The sequence below is a fragment of the Pseudomonas sp. TE3899 genome (assembly GCF_056279105.1).
In genome coordinates, this window is the sequence record NZ_JBWBQR010000001.1 from 1,555,870 (window position 1) to 1,575,152 (window position 19,283).

Below are 19,283 nucleotides of genomic sequence, written 5' to 3' on the forward strand. Positions count from 1 at the left end.
AGACTGCGGTGCTCATTCAAGTTTTAGGAAACCCTCCATGAAGTTCCACGCAAGTGACAGGGCCGCGCTGTGGCTCCTGCTGGGCGCGACTGCCTTGATGTTGTTGTTGGGTTTAGGTTCGCGCGAGCTCTGGGGCGCGGAAACCCGCTGGGCCAACATCGCCTTGCAGATGCTCCAGAGCGGTGACTATTTTGATCCGTACCTCAAGGGCGGGCCGTATTACGACAAGCCACTGCCGTCCTATTGGCTGATCACCGCCACGGCGTGGTTGACCGGCGGCCTGGGACACTGGTCGCTGCGCCTGTCCTCGGTGATTTCGGCGTGGTTAAGCGTGTGGCTGGTGTACCTGCTGGGCGAGCAATTGTTTCGCAAAGGCACCGGGCTGATTGCCGGGTGGATGCTGGCGACCACGTTCTACTTCGTGTTTTGGGCGCGGGTGGCCACGGCTGACATCCTGACCGTGTGCGGTGTACTGGCGGCGGTGTGGTGGTACTGGCGCGGGCCGCAAGACACTCGCCTGTCGCGCTACCTGGGATTTTTTCTGCTGCTGTCACTGACCTCGCTGTTCAAAGGCCTGATCGGCTTCATTCTGCCGGGCTTGCTGCTGTTGCCCCATGTGCTGCAGGACGGGCGCTGGAAACGCCATCTCAATCTGCGGCTGTGCCTGGCCTTGATGATCGCTGGCGCGTTCTACATGACGCCGTTTGTCCTGTCCCACGTCTACGGCGCGCCAACCTATGGCGAAAGTGGCCTGGGCCTGGTGCTGCGGGAAAACGTCGTGCGGTTTTTCCAGCCGTTCGACAACATCGGGCCGATTTACACCTACCTGATTTACCTGCCGGTCTACACCCTGCCCTGGGCGCCGTGCTGGTTGATCGCGTTGTGGGTCGCCGTGCGGCACTGGCGCAGCATCGAACCCAATACCCGCTGGCTGATCTGGGGCCTGGGGTTGTTGATGTTGTTCTTCACCGCCAGCGGCAGTCGGCGCAGTTACTACGTGTTGCCCCTGGTGCCATTTGCGCAATTGCTTGGGGCTTGGTGGATCACCCAACGCAACCCGGTGAGTCGTGGCTGGAAGATCGGTTTCGGTGCGGCCACCGTGTTATTGCTCGCGGTGCTGGGCGTGCTCTATCCGTGGACCAACGGTGGTGGCGGCGTGGTTCAATTCGGTGAGACGGTCAAGTTTGAGGCGAGCAAGCGTGCGCCCCTCAAGGACTGGCGCCTGGTCATGATCGAAGTCGACAACAAAGTGCCGATGTACCTGCAAACCGGCGGTGCGCCCTTCTATTACGTGCAGGAAAACCAGAACTACCCACGCACGGGCGACAGCGCCGCTTTGATGACCTGGCTTGATGCCACCAGCGGCCAACACTGGGACCCGCAGCGCACCATCATCGTGGCGCAATACCGCAATGGTGATGCCTTGCCGTTGGGCTATCTGAGTGTCGACCATCAGGTCATCACCACCACGCCCACTAACGGTGAGCGGATGTTCCATGGTCGGGAGGACCAGAGCGTGGCGTTTATCCCGCAGCCCTGACCCACACCACCCCGGCAGAGATAGCTTGCCGACTCACAAATCGAAGCGATCCACCGCCCGCCGCCGCTCATTGTCATCACGCACATCGTAGTTGGCGGTGGTCTGGATATTGCTGTGATGCGCCAGTTTCTGCGCAATCGACAGGTCGTGTTCCTCAATCACCCGGGTGATGAACGAACGACGGAAGTCGTGGGGCATGATCTTCACCCCGACCTGGGCGCCGCGCTGGCGGGCGATGTAATAGATCGCATGTTTGGTGATGCGCTCGCGGGTGATGTGGCTGCCACGGCGGATGCGGTTGAACAGGAACGGGTCGTCCTCCAGGCCTTCGCCCAGTTGCGAGCGGCGCAATTCCAGCCACGCCTCCAGTTTGGCGAAGGCCCAGGCCGGTGCGTACTTGATCAACTGCTTGTTGCCCTTGGCCGTGACCCGCAGGCTGCGCTCGCTGAAGTCGACCTGGTTCAGGTCGAGGTTCACCGATTCCGACTTGCGCATGCCCGAGCCGTACAGCACCGCAATGATCGCCGCGTCCCGCAGGCCTTGTGGCCGCGGATCCGCCGCGCAGACTGCCATCAATTCCTGAATCAGTGTGCGCTTGAGGTTGCGCCCCTGGGACAGCCGCGTGCCTGCAATGCCTTTGACCGAGCGCATCTTCAGCAAGTGTTCCTGGCTGATCAGGCTCATGCGCCAGGCTTCGTTCATCACCCCGCGTACGGCGTTCACATACAGCGAAGAGGTATTCGGCGCATAACCATCAGTGCGTAAGGCGGCGACCAAGGCGATGACATCCTCGGGCTGGAGTTCGTGCCAGGGAATCTCCTCGATGTTCATGTCTTCGAAGCCCAGACGATCAGCCGCGTCTTGCAGCACATAACGCATGGTCAGTTGGCTGGACGACGCCAGGCGCGCCAGATACACGGTCAATGGGTTGGCTTTGGCCACCCTTGGTTCATTAACGGATAAGTCAGTCACACAAAAAGCCTTGAATGAAAACTGTTCAACACAACAACTAAAGAGTTTGGTTACTTGCTGTAAGGAGTACTCAACGGTGGATTAACGCGATAAACGGTAGAAGTCTGAACTCTAGCTGTCTGGACTTCAGATAAACGATTCGCCGACCGGTTTTTCATGTCCCTTTCACATTTTCGCGCTTAACCTTAATGAGTCGGGCCACCGGTAGTCAGCCAGCACAACCTGACGAGCCGGCAGTCAAAAGTCAACCTAGACAATCTGTCACATTTCTCTAGTAACTAATTGATGCAGCTTTCATTTTAGCGTCTACGCTTAAATTGGATCCGAATCACTGCACCTGAAATTTCGTTGCTGCTTATACCCCCGAGGTCTCCATGAGTCAGGCTTTTCTCCCCTTCTCACGCCCCAGTATCGGCGATGAAGAAATTGCCGCCGTAGAGCAAGTATTGCGCTCGGGCTGGATTACCACCGGGCCAAAAAACCAGGCACTGGAAGAACACTTCGCCAACTACGTCGGCTGCAAGCATGCCGTGGCATTGTCATCGGCCACCGGGGGCATGCACATCACGTTGCTGGCCTTGGGTATTGGTCCCGGGGATGAAGTGATTACGCCGTCCCAGACCTGGGTGTCCACCGCCAACATGATCTGTCTGTTGGGTGCGACGCCGGTGTTTGTCGATGTCGATCGCGACACCCTGATGACTGATTTGCAGAGCATCGAAGCGGCGATCACGCCACGGACCAAGGCAATCATCCCGGTGCATTACGCTGGCGCGGCGTTCGACCTCGATCCGCTTTACGCCCTGGCGGACAAACACGGCATTCCCGTCATCGAAGACGCGGCCCACGCGGCCGGCACCTTTTACAAAGGTCGCCACGTTGGCTCACAGGGCACGGCGATCTTCTCGTTCCACGCCATCAAGAACATGACCTGCGCCGAAGGCGCGATGTTTGTCAGCGACGACGAAGCCCTGGCCAGTCGCGTGCGCATGCTCAAGTTCCACGGCCTGGGCGTTGACGCCTACGACCGCCTGACCGGTGGCCGCAAACCCCAGGCCCAGGTGATCGAGCCCGGGTTCAAATACAACCTGGCCGACATCAATGCCGCCATCGCCCTGGTGCAACTGGAACGACTGGACGAGATCAACGCCAAGCGCACGCAACTGGCCCAGACCTATCTGCAACGCCTCGAAGGCCTGCCGGTACAACCGCTGGCCATCCCGGCGTATCCGCAGCAGCACGCCTGGCACCTGTTCATCCTGCGCATCGACGCCGAACGCTGCGGCCTCGACCGCGAAGCCTTCATGAAGGCCTTGCAGGAGCAGAACATCGGCACCGGCATCCATTTCATCGCCACCCACTTGCACACCTACTACCGCCAGCGCTTCCCGGACATCTACCTGCCCAATACCGAATGGAACTCGGCGCGGCTGTGTTCGATCCCGTTGTTCCCCGACATGACCACTGACGACGTTGAACGTGTCGTCGGTGCCATCGAAAACATTATGGACGCCCGCCTGTGAAACCTTATCCGATCCGTTGCGTATCGATCGTCATCCCGGTCTATAACGAGCAAGACAGCCTTCCCGAGTTGCTCAGGCGCACCGAAGCCGCGTGCCAGCAATTGCACCACGACTACGAAATCGTCTTGGTGGACGACGGCAGCCGCGACAACTCGGCGCAGATCCTGGAAGAGGCCGCGAGCCACGAGTGCAGCCCGGTGGTGGCGGTCATCCTCAACCGCAACTACGGGCAGCACGCGGCGATCATGGCCGGGTTCGAACAGTGCAAGGGCGACGTGGTGATCACCCTCGACGCCGACCTGCAAAACCCGCCGGAAGAAATCCCCCGATTGGTGGCCCAGGCCGAACTCGGCTACGACGTGGTTGCCACCGTGCGCAACAACCGTCAGGACTCGGCCCTGCGGCGCTGGCCGTCGAAGTTGATCAACCTGGCGGTGCAACGCTCCACCGGCGTGGCCATGAGCGACTACGGCTGCATGCTCCGGGCTTACCGCCGGACCATCGTCGACGCGATGCTCGCCTGCCGCGAACGCAGCACCTTCATCCCGATCCTGGCCAACAGCTTCGCCCGCCACCACCACGGAAATCCTCGTGACCCACGCCGAGCGTGAACACGGCGAATCGAAGTACAGCCCGATGCGCCTGGTCAACCTGATGTTCGACCTGATCACCTGCATGACCACCACCCCGCTGCGCCTGCTCAGCATCGTCGGTTTCTGCATGGCCGGTCTTGGCGTTCTGTTTGCCATCGCGCTGATTGTCCTGCGCCTGGCCTTTGGCGCTGGCTGGGCTGGCGACGGTACGTTCGTCCTGTTCGCCGTGTTGTTCGTCTTCACCGGCGGGCAATTCATTGGCATGGGCCTGTTGGGTGAATACCTGGGCCGCATGTACAGCGACGTTCGGGCCCGCCCACGGTTCTTCATCGAAAAAGTCTTGCGTAGCCAACCCGCCTCCCCTGCTCCCGTTGTCACTGTCGACGGTCTCTCTTCAACTCCTTCAGATCAGGTTCTCTCATGAGCAAAAAAGCTGTTGTCTTCGCCTATCACGATATCGGCTGTGCCGGCATCGACGCCCTGCTTGGCGCAGGTTTTGAGATTGCGGCGGTGTTCACCCACGCCGATGACCCAAAGGAAAACGCCTTCTATGGCTCCGTGGCGCAACTGTGTGCCAATCAAGGCATCCCCGTGCACGCCCCGGAGGATGCCAACCATCCACTGTGGATCGAGCGCATTGCCAAGCTCAACCCGGACTACATCTTTTCGTTCTACTACCGCCATCTGCTGAGCGAGCCACTGCTGGCCACCGCCAGTCAAGGCGCGTTCAACCTGCACGGTTCGTTGCTGCCCCTTTATCGCGGTCGCGCGCCGGCCAACTGGGTGTTGGTCAACGGCGAAACCGAAACCGGCGTGACCCTGCACCGCATGGTCAAGCGCGCCGATGCCGGCGCCATCCTCGCCCAGCAAAAGGTCGGGATAGAGCGCAGCGATACCGCGCTGACCCTGCACGCAAAACTGCGTGACGCCGCCAGTACGCTGCTGCGCGACACCCTGCCGGCGCTGCTGCAAGGCAAAATCACCGAAACCGCGCAGGACGAATCCAAAGCCACCGTGTTTGGTCGTCGCACCCCGGCGGACGGCAAGCTGATCTGGAAAAAACCGGCCGAAGAACTGTTCAACCTGGTTCGCGCCGTGACCCAACCGTATCCGGGCGCGTTCTGCGACGTCGGCGAACACAAGCTGATTGTCTGGGGCGCACAGGTCGCCAAGGGCAATGAAGGTCAGGCACCGGGCCGCGTCATCAGTGTTGACCCGCTGCGTATTGCCTGCGGCGAAGACTCGCTGGTGATCACCGCCGGCCAGCGCAACGACAACGGCCTGTACCTGAGCGGCCCGCAACTGGCCAACGAGCTGGGCCTGGTCGACGGTTCGGTGCTGCGGGGCGCTGAGTCCGGGCGCAAACCCCGTCGCACCCGAGTGCTGATCCTCGGCGTCAACGGCTTCATCGGCAATCACTTGTCCGAGCGCCTGCTGCGTGACGACCGTTATGAAGTCTATGGCCTGGACATCGGTTCCGACGCCATCGACCGCCTGCGCAGCCATCCGAATTTCCACTTTGTGGAAGGCGACATCAGCATCCACTCCGAGTGGATCGAGTACCACATCAAGAAGTGCGACGTGGTCCTGCCGCTGGTGGCCATCGCCACGCCGATCGAATACACCCGCAACCCGCTGCGTGTGTTCGAACTCGACTTCGAAGAAAACCTGAAACTGGTGCGTTACTGCGTCAAGTACAACAAGCGCGTGATCTTCCCGTCGACCTCGGAAGTCTATGGCATGTGCCAGGACGAGCGCTTCAACGAAGACACCTCCAATCTGGTGCTCGGCCCGATCAACAAACAACGCTGGATCTACTCGGTCTCCAAGCAACTGCTCGACCGCGTGATCTGGGCCTACGGCCAGAAAGGCCTGAATTTCACGCTGTTCCGTCCTTTCAACTGGATGGGCCCGCGTCTGGATCGTCTGGATTCGGCACGGATCGGCAGTTCCCGGGCAATCACCCAACTGATCCTGAACCTGGTGGAAGGCACGCCGATTCGACTGTTCGATGGCGGCGAGCAAAAACGCTGCTTTACTGACATCGCTGACGGCGTCGAGGCACTGGCGCGGATCATCGACAACGACAATGACGTGTGTAACGGCCAGATCATCAACATCGGCAACCCGGACAACGAAGCCAGCATCCGCCAGTTGGGCGAAGAGTTGCTGCGCCAGTTCGAAGCGCACCCGCTGCGCAGTAACTTCCCGCCGTTTGCCGGTTTCCGCGACGTGGAAAGCAAGGCGTTCTACGGCACCGGTTATCAGGACGTGTCGCACCGTAAACCGAGCATCGACAACGCCAAGCGCCTGTTGGACTGGACGCCGACCGTCGAGATGAGCGAAACCATCGGCAATACGCTGGATTTCTTCCTGCGTGAAGCCATGCTTGAAATCGCGGACAAGCGCTGATGCAGGCAGGCCTTCGAATCGATGTCGACACCTACCGAGGCACCCGCGAAGGGGTGCCCCGGTTACTGGAAATCCTCGATGAGGCCCAGGTCAAGGCGACGTTTTTCTTCAGCGTCGGGCCGGACAACATGGGGCGCCACTTGTGGCGCCTGATCCGCCCGCAATTCCTCTGGAAAATGCTGCGTTCCAACGCCGCCGGCCTGTATGGCTGGGACATTTTGCTGGCCGGCACGGCGTGGCCGGGCAAACCGATTGGTCGTGATCTCGGGCACCTGATGCGTCAGGCCCGGGACGCCGGGCATGAAGTCGGCCTGCACGCCTGGGATCACCATGGCTGGCAAGCGAATGCCGGGCGCTGGAGCGATGCACAACTGATCGAGCAGATTCGCCGGGGCGTCGACAGCCTCAGCGACATCCTCGGGGCAAAAGTCGACTGCTCGGCCTCCGCTGGTTGGCGCGCGGACGAGCGCGTGATCGAAGCCAAGCAGGCGTTCGGCTTTCGCTACAACAGCGATTGCCGGGGCCAGAGCGTGTTCCAGCCGACCTTGGCCAATGGCCTGTTGGGTGCGCCGCAAATCCCGGTGGACTTGCCTACCTTCGACGAGGTGGTCGGGCCGAGCATGGCCGCCAAGGATTTCAACGGGTTCATCCTTGACCGCTTCACCCCCGAAAAGCTCAACGTCTACACAATCCATGCCGAGGTAGAAGGGATTCTGATGGCTAACGATTTTCGTCAACTGCTGGCCGATGCGCGCCAGCGTGACATCCGTTTCAAACCCTTGGGCGAACTGTTGCCCGAGTCATTCGCCAGCCTGCCGGTCGGGCGCGTGGTGCGTGGAGCCCTCGAAGGCCGTGAAGGCTGGCTGGGAGTGCAAGGCGCATGACTAAACGCTGGGCCTTGCCAGTGTTGCTGGCAATTATGCTGCTCGCTTACCTGTTGCCGCTGGGCACCCATGGCCTGTGGATTCCCGACGAAACCCGCTATGCCCAGATCAGCCAAGACATGCTGCTGGATGGTAACTGGGTGTCACCGCACTTTATGGGTTTGCGCTATTTCGAGAAACCGGTAGCCGGTTATTGGATGATCGCCCTCGGTCAGGCGCTGTTTGGCGACAACCTGTTCGGCGTGCGCTTCGCTTCGGCCCTGAGCACCGGGCTGAGTGTGTTGCTGTGCTTCCTGATCGCTCGCCGTTTGTGGAACGACCCGCGCAAAAGCTTTGCCTGCGCCTTGCTGTACATGAGTTTCACCGTGGTGGCCGGCCAGGCCGGGTACGCCAACCTCGATCCGCAATTCACCTTTTGGGTCAATCTGAGTCTGGTGGCACTGTGGTTTGCGCTAGACAGCAAAAGCACTGGCCAACGACTGTTGGGCTGGGCCGTGTTGGGACTGGCCTGCGGCATGGGTTTCATGACCAAGGGTTTTCTGGCCTGGTTGCTGCCGGTGCTGATCGCCCTGCCGTGGATGCTCTGGCAAAAACGCTGGCGTGAACTGCTGATCTACGGCCCACTCGCGATCATCATCGCCATCGCCGTCAGCCTACCGTGGGCCTTGGCCGTGCACGCCCAGGAGCCTGATTACTGGCGGTTCTTCTTCTGGCACGAACACATTCGGCGCTTTGCCGGCGACGATGCGCAGCACGACGCGCCGTGGTGGTTTTACCTGCCGCTGCTGGTAGCGTTCAGCCTGCCGTGGGCGGTGTTGCTGGCGCCGGCGCTGAAACAGGCCTGGCAGACCCGGGGCCAGGCGCACATTGCCTACCTGTTGCTGTGGCTGGTTATGCCTCTGGTGTTCTTCAGCCTGAGCAACGGCAAACTGCCGACTTACATTCTGCCGTGCCTGCTGCCCCTGGCGTTGCTGCTGGGCCATGCGCTGGCCGACCGCTTGCGGCTTGAGCAAGGCCGGGCGCTGGGGCTCAACGGTTTGCTGAACCTGCTGCTGGGCCTGACGGTCCTGTTGGCCCTGGTTTACCTGCAACTGAAAAAGCCGCTGTACGAGTTGGAACTGCACAACCTGGTGCTGGTGTTTATCGCACTGATGGGCTGGATCATGGCCAACCTGCTGCAAGCCTTCCGGCCGTTGCAATGCTGGGCGGCGCCGGCGTTTGGCAGCTTGCTGTTCATCGGCCTGATCCCGGCCGCGCTACCCAATGCGGTGGTGTCGAACAAAACCCCTGACCAATTCATCCTCGAACACGCCCAGGAACTGAGCCAGACCACCCAATTGATGAGCAACGACCTGGGCGCCGCATCAGCCCTGGCCTGGCGCCTGCAACGCCCGCAAGTGGCGCTGTACAACACCGTCGGTGAGCTGAAATACGGCCTTAATTACCCCGAAGCGCGTAATCGGCGGATCACTGTCGACAAAGTGCAACAGTGGATGCGCGATGCTCGCAAGCACGGTTCTGTGGGCGTGGTCATGCGGGTCAAGGGTGACGACGAACTTTCAGAAGTGGAACTGCTGCCAAAAGAGGGCAAGCGTTATGAGCAAGGCAACCTGGTGATTCTGATTATCCCCAAGGACGCGGCATGAGCCTGTTTCTGTTGCTGACCGCATGCCTGCTGACGTGCCTGGGCCAGGTGGCCCAGAAATACGCCGTGGAGAGCTGGCGCGGCAAGGATTCCGGTTGGGGCGACAAACTGCGCTCGCCGTGGCTGTGGCTGGCGTTGTTCTCCCTCGGTTTGGGGCTGCTGGTCTGGCTGCTGGTGTTGCAACGCCTGGAAGTCGGCGTCGCTTATCCGATGCTCAGCCTCAATTTCGTTTTGATCACGTTGGTCGCCCGCTTCGTCTTTCATGAATCCATCGACCGGCGCCATTGGCTCGGTGTCGCGCTGGTGATCGGCGGTGTGGTTTTGCTGGGGCAGCACACATGAGCCTGCGCCGTGGAATCACCTTCGCCCTGGGCAGCGTGATGCTCGCCAGCGCCGCGCAGTTGGGTATGCGCTGGAGCATGAGCCGATTGCCGCAACCGGATCAATGGCTGACCGCCCTGGGCAATGGCAGCGTCGATCCGGCCGCTATCGGCGTGGTGCTGGCGGCAATTTTCGCCTATGGATTGTCGATGCTCAGCTGGTTGCTGGCCCTGCGTGACGTGCCGCTGGGCCGGGCCTATTCACTGCTGAGCATCAGCTATGCGCTGGTGTACCTGCTGGCCGCAAGCCTGCCGGTGTTCAACGAACATTTCAGTCTTGCAAAAAGCCTTGGGGTGGCCCTCGTCGTTTTGGGTGTCATCACCATCAACTCTCGACCTGCTCGCGTCTCCGTTCTCAGGAATGACCCATGAAAATCAGTGTATTTGGTAGTGGTTACGTTGGCCTGGTACAGGCCGCCGTTCTGGCTGAAGTCGGCCACGATGTGATCTGTATGGACATCGATGCCAAAAAGGTCGAATTGCTCCAACAGGGCCATGTCAGCATTTTCGAGCCGGGGCTGGCCAGTCTGGTCAGGGAAAGCCTGGAAGCCAAGCGTCTGCAGTTCACCACCGACGAGAAACTGGCGGTGCAGCATGGTGAAGTGTTGTTCATTGCGGTGGGCACGCCTTCCAGCGAGGACGGCTCGGCCGATCTGAAATACGTGCTGTCGGTGGGCGATGCCGTGGCCCGTCATCGTGAGCAACCGGTGATTTTAGTGGAAAAGTCCACTGTGCCGGTCGGCACCGGCGACACCCTGCGCGCACACATCGAGGGCCGATTGGAAGAGGCCAGCCGCCAGTTGCAATTCGATATCGTCTCCAACCCCGAGTTTCTCAAGGAAGGTTCGGCGGTCGCCGACTGCCGACGCCCGGACCGCATCATCATCGGTTGCGAACGTGACGAAGTGCGCGAAGTCATGCGCGAGCTCTATTCACCGTTCAACCGCAACCACGATCGCATCATGTTCATGGACCTGCGCAGCGCCGAGCTGACCAAGTACGCCGCCAACTGCATGCTGGCGACCAAAATCAGCTTCATCAACCAGATCGCCGAACTGGCCGAACACCTGGGGGCCGACATCGAATCCGTGCGCCTGGGCATCGGCGCGGATTCGCGCATTGGCTACCACTTCATCTATCCGGGCTGCGGTTATGGCGGCTCGTGCTTTCCCAAGGACATGCGCGCGCTGATCCACAGCGCCGAACAGGCGCACTGCTCCAGCGATTTGCTGCAAGCAGTGGAAGCGATCAACCAACGGCAGAAACACAAGCTGTTCGAACGGGTGAATGCGTTCTACAAGGGCAATCTGGCCGGCAAGACCTTCGCCGTGTGGGGCCTGGCGTTCAAACCCAATACCGATGACATGCGCGACGCGCCAAGCCGGGTGCTGCTGGAGTCCTTGTGGGCGGCCGGGGCCAATGTGCGAGCGTTCGACCCGGAGGCGATGCAGGAAACCCAGCATTTGTACCCGGACGAATCGAAGCTGATGCTAATGGGCACGCCGGAATCGGTACTGGCCGGCGCCGATGCGCTGATCATCTGCACCGAGTGGCAGCAGTTCAAGGCCCCTGATTTCGATCTGATCCGTCAGCGCCTGGCCGCGCCGGTGATCTTTGACGGACGCAACCTGTATGACGCCGAGCGGCTGTCCCGCGCCGGTTTCCTGTACTTCCCGATGGGCCGTGGGGATTCGCGCAATCTGCCGATTCCATACCAGCAATGGTCTGCCATTTCGTCGGTTGCCTGACCGTGAATGCCACCATTCGTAGACAGTCCCTCGGCGCGGGGCTGTTGGCGCTGCTGCTGTTCATGGCCGGGGTTTATCAGCAGACTGCAATCGGCTTCGACTCGCGGTTCGTGCTGTTCGCCCAGGAAATGCTGCGCCACGGGCCTACGGTGTTCCCGACGACTTATGGCCAGCCCTATGCAGACTATTCGGCCCTGAGCACGCTGTTCGTCTGGTTGCTGTCGCTGCCATTCGGCCAGGTGAATGCCTTCAGTGCCTGGCTGCCGAGTGCAATTGCCGCGGCGGTCATCGTCACGCTGATGTACCGCTTGCTGGCGCCCTACTCCACGCGCTGGGCATTACTGAGTATCGCCCTGCTCCTGCTGACCAACACCTTCGTCACTGAAACCCGCGCCGTGTCCTTGGACGTGATGCTGGCAGCGGTGGCGTTTTCGGTGTTCTACCTGGGTTATGCCGCCGACCATTTCGAGGCCCCCCGGCGCTGGGCGCTGATCTTTGCCCTGTTGTTGCTGGGTTTCGGGATTCGCGGACCGATCGGCCTCGTCGTCCCAACCGGCATGTTGTGCAGTTATTTCCTGCTCAACCGGCAGTGGCAACGATTACTCGCCTTCGGCCTGCTTGCCGCCATGCTGCTGGCAGGCTGCGTCGGATTGCTGTTGTTGCTGGCCAAACTCAGCGGTGGCCCGGCGTTTATGCAGGACGTGATTCGCATGCAGTTCATGGGGCGCATGGACGGCAGTGAAGGCGTCAGCGGTTCGCTGTATTACTTCACCAGTTCCATGGGCAACTATGCGCTGGCGTATCCATTGGGGTTATTGGCGCTCGCGGCGATCGTCCTGAGCAATCCGCGCGAGGCCGGACCGGCGTTGCGTCTGGTGCAGTACTGCGCGGCGGCCGGGTTGATCGTGATGGTCGGATTGTCGATTCCCCAGGCGAAAAAAGCCCGTTACCTGCTGCCGATGTTGCCGATGGCGGCGATTATCGCGGCGTATCCGTTTCAGGTGATGCAAGGGCGGTTGTTCGCCGTATTGCGGGGGCTGATGCAGGGCGTGTGGCTAGTGATTCCGGGGCTACTGATCGTGGCATTGATGGTCGGCCAGCGGCGCTTCCCCGGGGTATTGACCTCCCCGGTACCGATCTTGATCGTGCTGGGCGTGTTGCAAGCGATCGCTTTGGCTGCGTTTTTCAAGCCGGCCCGACGAGCGCCGATCCTGGCGTTTTGTGCGGTGCTGGGATTGTGGTCGGTCTACATCCTGGTGTTCGAACCGGTGGAGCGACAGCTCTACGACACCCGCAGCTTCAGCCGTGCAGCTTTTGCGCAAGTCCAGCAGGAACCCGCGCCGCTGGTACTGTTCGGCATGGGCAAGGACGCGAAGGCGATCAAGTTCATGGTCAATATCGAGCAGGATCTGCAACCGGTGTTCACCGAATCGGTCCAGGAACTGGAAACCATCAAGCCGCCAATGTGGGTGATCATGGATCAGGGTGACTACAAAGCCATGCAAGGCACTTCGCTGGGTTCGCTGGAGCCCGCGTTGACCGGGCGTTTCGACAAAAACGATTACGTCCTGCTCCATCTCAAACCTTGACGCATAACCCTGGAGCTGCCGAAGGCTGCGATCTTCTGACGTTGCCGTTATGATCAAAAGATCGCAGCCTTCGGCCGCTCCTACACGATCATCATGACCATTACCCTTCGCCGTGCCCAACTCGCTGACGCTGCCGCCCTCCCCGCCATCGAGCGTTCCGCAGCGGCGTTGTTTCGCAACGACCCTTCCCTCGCCTGGCTCGCTGACTCGCCCGTGGCCGACGCACAACAACATCTGCGCACCATAGAAACCGCTGACGTGTGGGTCGCGCAATCCGCCGATGGCGCACTTGCGGGGTTTCTCAGCGCCGAACAAGTCGACGATCAACTGCATATTCAGGAACTGTCGGTTAGCCAACACTTCCAGGGCCGAGGCATTGGTCGAAAGTTACTGTTAGCGGCGATTGAACATTCTCGCCAACGAGAACTCGTCAGCCTGACCCTGACCACGTTTCGCGACGTGCCGTGGAATGAACCGTTTTATCGACGGTTGGGCTTTGAAACATTGAGCCTGGCTGAAACCAGCCCACGTTTATTGGCAATTCTGCGTCAAGAAGTCGCTCACGGTTTGCCCGGTGAGCGGCGTTGTGCGATGTGTCTGCCCCTGCTCTAGGCAGATCAGTAAAAATGCACCCTTCCTACAAGCTATAGGGAATCTCCCTACATTAGCCCTAAGACGTTTGCCATAAAGTGCTTCGCCAGCAAACAGGAGTGGCAGCGATGGCGAATCACGGTTACATGATCATCCAGGGAAAATCTCAGGGATTGATATCAGCGGGTTGTTCGACACAAGATTCTATTGGCAATAAATGTCAGTCGGGACACACCGACGAGATCATGGTGCTTTCATACAGCCATAACATGGCCAATGTTGGAAATATCAATAAGCCAACACACAGCCCACTCATCATTACGAAGAATGTCGATAAATCCTCTCCGTTACTCGCTCAAGCACTCTCAAGCAGAGAAGAAATCAGCTGTGCAATCAGCTTTTATCGAGTGTCCGCCTATGGCCTTCAAGAGAAGTTTTTCACCATTGAAATTGAAGGCGGCATCATTGCGGACCTGACACTCGACATGCCTCACGTTGTTTTACAGAACGACGCCGAGCCACAAGAGCACGTCGCCATTCGTTATCGCGAAATCACATGGCGCCACCACCTCGCGGGAACAAGTGGGCACGGCTCTTGGGGAAATAACGAATGGGACAGCTAAAGGATCGCTGCGAACCTGGCAGTTGTGATTATTGGGCGGTCAGTAAGGCGGCGGGTAATTTGACGAGCCAGGCGTGTACGCTGTCTGCGCGACATATCAAGGATGGGACGTTGCGATTGCAATTCAATCGCGAGGTTTCTTATTACGCGAGAGGGATTGTTAATGATGTGGCGCAGGGAAGGAAGAGTGCTGATCAGGGGTTGAAGGAGATAAAGAGCGAACAGAGTAGTTTGCTGAGTCAATCGTGGGGAATTGCCAAGAAAGGGGCGGCTACGATCGCTGGAGGGATGCAATTTCTGACAGGTGCTGGCATTTGCTACGGTTCAGCCGGGACATTTTGCCTTCTCGTCGGTGGACCTATGATGCTTCATGGCGCGAATAACGTTTATGAGGGTGGGCGCAATTTGCTAGAGGGACGAAATGATACGACCGGGCCTACCCGAAAGGCCTACCACGGGTTAGCCAAAATAGCTGGAAAGTCTGAACGAGAAGGCAATATTGCTTATGGCTCGTTGGATATTGGTATGTCTGTGTATGGTCTTAATCGACTTGTGCTTAGACCGGATGCTTGGCGATTATTTAGATATGTCAGGACGGATTATGTGCGTGCGTACAGAACTATGACCCCTAAAGCACTATTGCTTGAAGGGCATATCATTCATCAAACAGGGAGCCAAGTGTATGACGAGGTGAAAAAATAGTTGGCTTTTTTTTTGCGATACCAATGCCTAGACTGCAACCTGCTGATGATTATACGGATGGTAAAGTGCTTACCCTCAAAAAAATAATTTCCGAAGCGAGAATGTACTGTTTAATAGTTGCCTGCTCCGGCTTCCATACTGTATGGATTTCTCTGCTGATAGCTCATTCTTTTGAGTTGGATGTTTTTGCAACTAGGGCGACGATCATTATTTGCTTTGTTGTTGTGCTTATATATGCCCTAAAAGTCGCACCCAAAGAACTCCGAAAGCTTGAAGGGAGATAAAATTACTGGACCTCACCCACCCACCCTCAAATCAACCTTCAATGCCTGAGCAAACGCCTTCACCAACGGACTGCGCACAGTGTTATGCCGCAAGATCAAATGGAAAGGCGTATCGAAATAAATCGATGCCGGGCATAGGGCGCGCAGTTGCCCTTGGTCAACCATGGCGCTGGCGTAATGTTTGGGAAGAAACCCGAGAAAGCGTCCGGTCTTGACCAACAACGCCACGGCTTCCACTTGAGTGGCAGAGGCCGAAAAGCTGTCGTAGGCAGCAAAATTCAGCTTGTCCCGGTGGATCGCGTAACGGTGATTGACCCACTCATATTGCTTGAGCACCTCCCCGCCGATTTGCTCATCAGGCACCTCAAACAGAGGGTGTCCGACGGCGCAGTAAGCTTCGGAGCGCTCCTCGTAAAGGACGAAGTAATCAAACTCTTCCCGCCGTTGATAGACCGGCACGATACCTGCCACCAGTCGACCTTCCACCACCCCTCTTTCTACTTCATCCAGTTGCGAAGCTTGAAGTTGAAACCGGACCTTTGGCGACTCTTCATTAATCAGTCTTAGCGCTGCAACTAACGGCGAACCGGGATCGGTTATCGTGTTATCAATAACTCCCACACCCAGATCACCAATTAGTTCATTCTGCGCAGAACTAAGCCGATCACGAAAGTTGTCAACCGAAGCAAACAAATCAATCGACGCCTGATACACCAGACGCCCTTCTTCGGTCAGGTGAAACCCCTCGCGCCCTCGGGTGCAAAGGCGCATGCCGATGCGAATCTCAAGGTCCGAGATCTGTTTGCTGATGGCCGCCAGGCCCACATTCAGCTCGTTCTGCGCAGCACTGAAACCCCCAGCTTCGACCACTGCCTTGAACACTTTGAGCAGTTTGAAGTCCAGGCCACTGAGTGCCAATGGCGCTCGCTGAGTCGGTTTCGGCGCGGGGTTTCCGGAATTGGAAAGTGGGGTTTCCATAATGCTTATTTACCTCTAGCGCCCTAGCAAACAATCTGTGCCCAACAACAAAAACATAGCTGGCCAATAATAATGAACACAGAAAACAAGGCTTGGCAACCGCTAATAAATTCCGTACCTGAGTGCCAACTCACTGATTTTGCACTGTTAAAAGCTGACACTTCGATCAGCTCTCGCCCTTTCGCAACTGCCCATTTGAAAACTGCTTGAGCCCCACTGCGTCCGAATGATTTTCGGCGAGTGCCAGGGCTTGGCAGATCGTATTCAGTTCGCTTTACCGACGAGGAAAACAACAATGTCTCAAACCACCGACCGTCTCTGGGGTGCACGCTTCAAAAGCGGCCCATCCGAAGCCCTGGCGGCCCTGTCCCGTTGCCCTGAGCGCTATTTCCGCCTCACGCCGTACGACCTCGCCGGGTCCAAGGCCCATGCCGGTGAACTGCACCGCGCCGGTCTTTTGACCGAAGAAGAAACCCGCACCATGCTCGGTGCCCTGGATCAGATCGGGGCTGACTTCAAGGCCGGCAGCATTGCCCCGACCCTGGACGACGAAGACGTCCACACCTTTATCGAACGCCTGCTGACCGAACGCCTCGGCGCTCTGGGCGGCAAGCTGCGCGCCGGTCGCTCGCGTAACGACCAGACTGCCAACGACCTGCGTCTGTTTCTGCGTGACCACGTGCGCACCCTGGCCGTTGAAGTGCTGGCCCTGCAACAAGCGCTGGTGGATCAGGCCGAGCAGCACATCGAAAGCATCTGCCCCGGCTTCACTCACTTGCAGCAAGCGCAGCCGATCGTTTTCGCCCATCACTTGCTGGCCCACGCCCAATCGATGCTGCGTGACGTACAACGCCTGGTGGATTGGGACGCCCGCACCTCGCTGTCACCACTGGGCGCCGCAGCGATGGCCGGTTCCGCCATCGCGCGCCTGCCCCAGCAGTCGGCCAAGGAAATGGGCTACAGCGGCGTGTGCGAAAACTCCATCGACGCGGTCGCCAGCCGCGACCACGTGGCCGAATTCCTGTTTATCGCCAGCATGCTCGGGATCAACATTTCCCGCCTCGCTGAAGAGTTTTGCCTGTGGTCGTCGCGGCAATTTCGCTGGGTCGCGCTGGACGATGCCTACGCCACTGGCAGCTCGATCATGCCGCAGAAGAAAAACCCGGACATCGCCGAACTGGCTCGGGGCAAGGCGGGTCGCTTGATCGGTAACCTGACCGGATTGCTCTCCACCCTCAAATCCCTGCCGCTGTCCTATAACCGCGACTTGAGTGAAGACAAAAACGGTGTGCTCGACAGTGTCGACACCCTGTTGCTGGTGCTGCCGGCCATGGCCGGGATGGTTGCGACGATGAAGGTCAATGTCGAAGAGCTGCGTCGCCAGGCGCCATTGGGCTTCACCCTGGCCACTGAAGTCGCGGATTGGCTGGCGATGCGCGGCGTGCCATTCAAGGAAGCCCATGAAATCACCGGTGCGCTGGTCCAGGCCTGTGAGAAACATGACATCGAGTTGTGGGAAGCCTCCCCGGCGTTGCTGGCCGAGATCGATCCACGCCTGACCCCGGAAGTGCGCGACAGCCTGACCCTGGAAGCCGCCATCGCTGCCCGCAGCGGTTGGGGCGGCACCGCGCCAGAACGGGTGCGCGAGCAAATCGGTCGCCTGAAAACCGCCCTCGCCGCCCAGCATGAGTGGACTGAAAACTATCAAGGCTTCCGTCTCTGAATCAGAGCGAAAACCTTGTAGGAGCGAGGCTTGCCCGCGAAGGCGGTGTGTCAGGCAACATTTATGACATCTGACCCAGCGCTTTCGCGGGCAAGCCTCGCTCCTACAGGGGGTCGCGTTTAACACGAAGATCAGCGGTGGGCCGTCGACGCCGTTTTGAACCACAGCAGCACGCGCCGCAGTCACTGGGCGGCGTACGGAGAAACATCATGAGCCAGACTCAGGCAGAACGTCTCCAGTCGGAGCGCAAACTGGCGGAAAACCAGTTCGATATCACCCAGTACCACCACGTGCCACGGCGTTATTACGGGAGGATTTTCTTTGCCACCGTGATTGTCATCGCCATTCTCGGCCTGGTGCGCGCCTTCGCCGAAGGCAAGATCGAATGGTCCTACATCGGCCAGTTCGTCACTTCACAGGCGATCTTGTGGGGCTTGTTCAACACCATCGTCATGGCGGTGCTGGCGATGGCGCTGGGCATAATCTTCGGGGTGATCACAGCAATCATGCGCATGTCGGCCAACCCGATCCTGCGCTACGTAGCGATCACCTACACCTGGCTGTTCCGCGGTACGCCACTGATCCTTCAACTGTTGTTGTGGTTCAACCTGGCGCTGATTTTTCCCACTATCGGCATCCCCGGCCTGTTCGAAATGGACACCGTGAGCCTGATGACGCCGTTCGTGGCCGCCCTGCTCGGCTTGAGCATCAACCAGGGTGCCTACACCGCCGAAGTGGTGCGTGCCGGTTTGCTCTCGGTGGACACCGGGCAGTACGAAGCCGCCAAGTCGATTGGCATGCCGCGCCTGCAAGCCCTGCGCCGGATCATCCTGCCGCAAGCCATGCGCATCATCATTCCGCCAGTCGGCAACGAATTCATCGGCATGGTGAAAATGACCTCCCTGGCGAGCGTCATCCAATACTCGGAACTGCTCTACAACGCCCAGAACATCTACTACGCCAACGCCCGCGTGATGGAGCTGCTGATCGTCGCCGGTATCTGGTACCTGGTTGCCGTCACTGTGCTGTCCTTTGGTCAAAGCCGTCTGGAGCGTCGTTTCGCTCGCGGCGCCGGCAAGCGTTCTTGAGGAGTAGGA

Annotated in this window: 16 protein-coding genes and 1 pseudogene; 15 read left to right on the forward strand and 2 right to left on the reverse strand. The window is 59.1% G+C overall.

What is annotated here, in order from left to right; all coding sequences use genetic code 11:
* Positions 1-37: 37 nt before the first annotated feature.
* Positions 38-1,540: an ArnT family glycosyltransferase gene (locus ACZ89E_RS06970; RefSeq protein WP_476255194.1), complete on the forward strand. Its 1,503-nt coding sequence runs from the start codon at positions 38-40 to the stop codon at positions 1,538-1,540.
* A 33-nt stretch (positions 1,541-1,573) separates the two neighbouring features.
* Here ACZ89E_RS06970 and ACZ89E_RS06975 read toward each other — a convergent pair whose 3' ends face one another.
* Positions 1,574-2,512 (reverse strand): site-specific integrase, encoded by a 939-nt coding sequence (locus tag ACZ89E_RS06975; RefSeq protein ID WP_372242378.1) that lies wholly within the window; start codon positions 2,510-2,512, stop codon positions 1,574-1,576.
* A 374-nt stretch (positions 2,513-2,886) separates the two neighbouring features.
* On the opposite strand from ACZ89E_RS06975, the gene arnB reads away from it, so the two are divergent.
* The 12 genes and pseudogenes from arnB (at position 2,887) to ACZ89E_RS07035 (ending at position 15,201) form a co-directional block, all read left to right on the forward strand.
* The gene (gene arnB, locus ACZ89E_RS06980) at positions 2,887-4,035 is read left to right on the forward strand and encodes a UDP-4-amino-4-deoxy-L-arabinose aminotransferase (RefSeq protein ID WP_476255195.1); all 1,149 of its coding nucleotides are present in this window, start codon (positions 2,887-2,889) and stop codon (positions 4,033-4,035) included.
* Positions 4,032-5,052, forward strand: a pseudogene (arnC, locus tag ACZ89E_RS06985) (undecaprenyl-phosphate 4-deoxy-4-formamido-L-arabinose transferase). Before arnB ends, arnC begins: the two are co-directional and overlap by 4 nt.
* Positions 5,049-7,040, forward strand: coding sequence for a bifunctional UDP-4-amino-4-deoxy-L-arabinose formyltransferase/UDP-glucuronic acid oxidase ArnA (gene arnA, locus ACZ89E_RS06990; RefSeq protein WP_476255196.1), 1,992 nt, complete (start codon positions 5,049-5,051; stop codon positions 7,038-7,040). Before arnC ends, arnA begins: the two are co-directional and overlap by 4 nt.
* Positions 7,040-7,924 carry a 4-deoxy-4-formamido-L-arabinose-phosphoundecaprenol deformylase gene (gene arnD, locus ACZ89E_RS06995; protein ID WP_149661997.1) on the forward strand — a complete coding sequence of 295 codons (885 nt, stop codon included), beginning with the start codon at positions 7,040-7,042 and terminating at the stop codon, positions 7,922-7,924. Before arnA ends, arnD begins: the two co-directional genes overlap by 1 nt.
* Positions 7,921-9,570 carry a lipid IV(A) 4-amino-4-deoxy-L-arabinosyltransferase gene (gene arnT, locus ACZ89E_RS07000; protein WP_476255197.1) on the forward strand — a complete coding sequence of 550 codons (1,650 nt, stop codon included), beginning with the start codon at positions 7,921-7,923 and terminating at the stop codon, positions 9,568-9,570. Before arnD ends, arnT begins: the two co-directional genes overlap by 4 nt.
* Entirely contained in the window at positions 9,567-9,911 is a 345-nt protein-coding gene (gene arnE, locus ACZ89E_RS07005) for a 4-amino-4-deoxy-L-arabinose-phosphoundecaprenol flippase subunit ArnE (protein ID WP_149661999.1), read from the forward strand. Before arnT ends, arnE begins: the two co-directional genes overlap by 4 nt.
* Positions 9,908-10,321 carry a 4-amino-4-deoxy-L-arabinose-phosphoundecaprenol flippase subunit ArnF gene (gene arnF / locus ACZ89E_RS07010; RefSeq protein WP_476255198.1) on the forward strand — a complete coding sequence of 138 codons (414 nt, stop codon included), beginning with the start codon at positions 9,908-9,910 and terminating at the stop codon, positions 10,319-10,321. The genes arnE and arnF overlap by 4 nt, the downstream gene beginning before the upstream one ends.
* A complete protein-coding gene (locus tag ACZ89E_RS07015; protein ID WP_476255199.1) occupies positions 10,318-11,697 on the forward strand; it encodes a UDP-glucose dehydrogenase family protein in 1,380 nt (459 codons plus the stop codon). Before arnF ends, ACZ89E_RS07015 begins: the two co-directional genes overlap by 4 nt.
* Positions 11,670-13,286, forward strand: coding sequence for an ArnT family glycosyltransferase (locus ACZ89E_RS07020; protein ID WP_463257344.1), 1,617 nt, complete (start codon positions 11,670-11,672; stop codon positions 13,284-13,286). Before ACZ89E_RS07015 ends, ACZ89E_RS07020 begins: the two co-directional genes overlap by 28 nt.
* Positions 13,287-13,379: 93 nt before the next feature.
* The gene (locus ACZ89E_RS07025) at positions 13,380-13,898 is read left to right on the forward strand and encodes a GNAT family N-acetyltransferase (RefSeq protein WP_476255200.1); all 519 of its coding nucleotides are present in this window, start codon (positions 13,380-13,382) and stop codon (positions 13,896-13,898) included.
* Positions 13,899-14,005: 107 nt separating this feature from the next.
* On the forward strand, positions 14,006-14,500 hold the full coding sequence (locus ACZ89E_RS07030) for an Hcp family type VI secretion system effector (protein ID WP_476255201.1): 495 nt from the start codon (positions 14,006-14,008) through the stop codon (positions 14,498-14,500).
* Positions 14,488-15,201, forward strand: a complete 714-nt coding sequence (locus tag ACZ89E_RS07035) for a DUF4225 domain-containing protein (protein WP_476255202.1) — start codon at positions 14,488-14,490, stop codon at positions 15,199-15,201. The genes ACZ89E_RS07030 and ACZ89E_RS07035 overlap by 13 nt, the downstream gene beginning before the upstream one ends.
* Before the next feature lie 296 nt (positions 15,202-15,497).
* Here the strand turns inward: ACZ89E_RS07035 and ACZ89E_RS07040 are convergent, their stop codons facing one another.
* On the reverse strand, positions 15,498-16,463 hold the full coding sequence (locus ACZ89E_RS07040; protein ID WP_476255203.1) for a LysR family transcriptional regulator: 966 nt from the start codon (positions 16,461-16,463) through the stop codon (positions 15,498-15,500).
* A 295-nt stretch (positions 16,464-16,758) separates the two neighbouring features.
* Here ACZ89E_RS07040 and argH point away from each other — a divergent pair, with 295 nt between their 5' ends.
* Together argH and ACZ89E_RS07050 are read left to right on the forward strand one after the other, a co-directional pair.
* Positions 16,759-18,186 (forward strand): argininosuccinate lyase, encoded by a 1,428-nt coding sequence (argH, locus tag ACZ89E_RS07045; RefSeq protein ID WP_149662006.1) that lies wholly within the window; start codon positions 16,759-16,761, stop codon positions 18,184-18,186.
* A 209-nt stretch (positions 18,187-18,395) separates the two neighbouring features.
* Positions 18,396-19,274, forward strand: coding sequence for an amino acid ABC transporter permease (locus ACZ89E_RS07050; protein ID WP_476255204.1), 879 nt, complete (start codon positions 18,396-18,398; stop codon positions 19,272-19,274).
* Positions 19,275-19,283 lie beyond the last annotated feature (9 nt).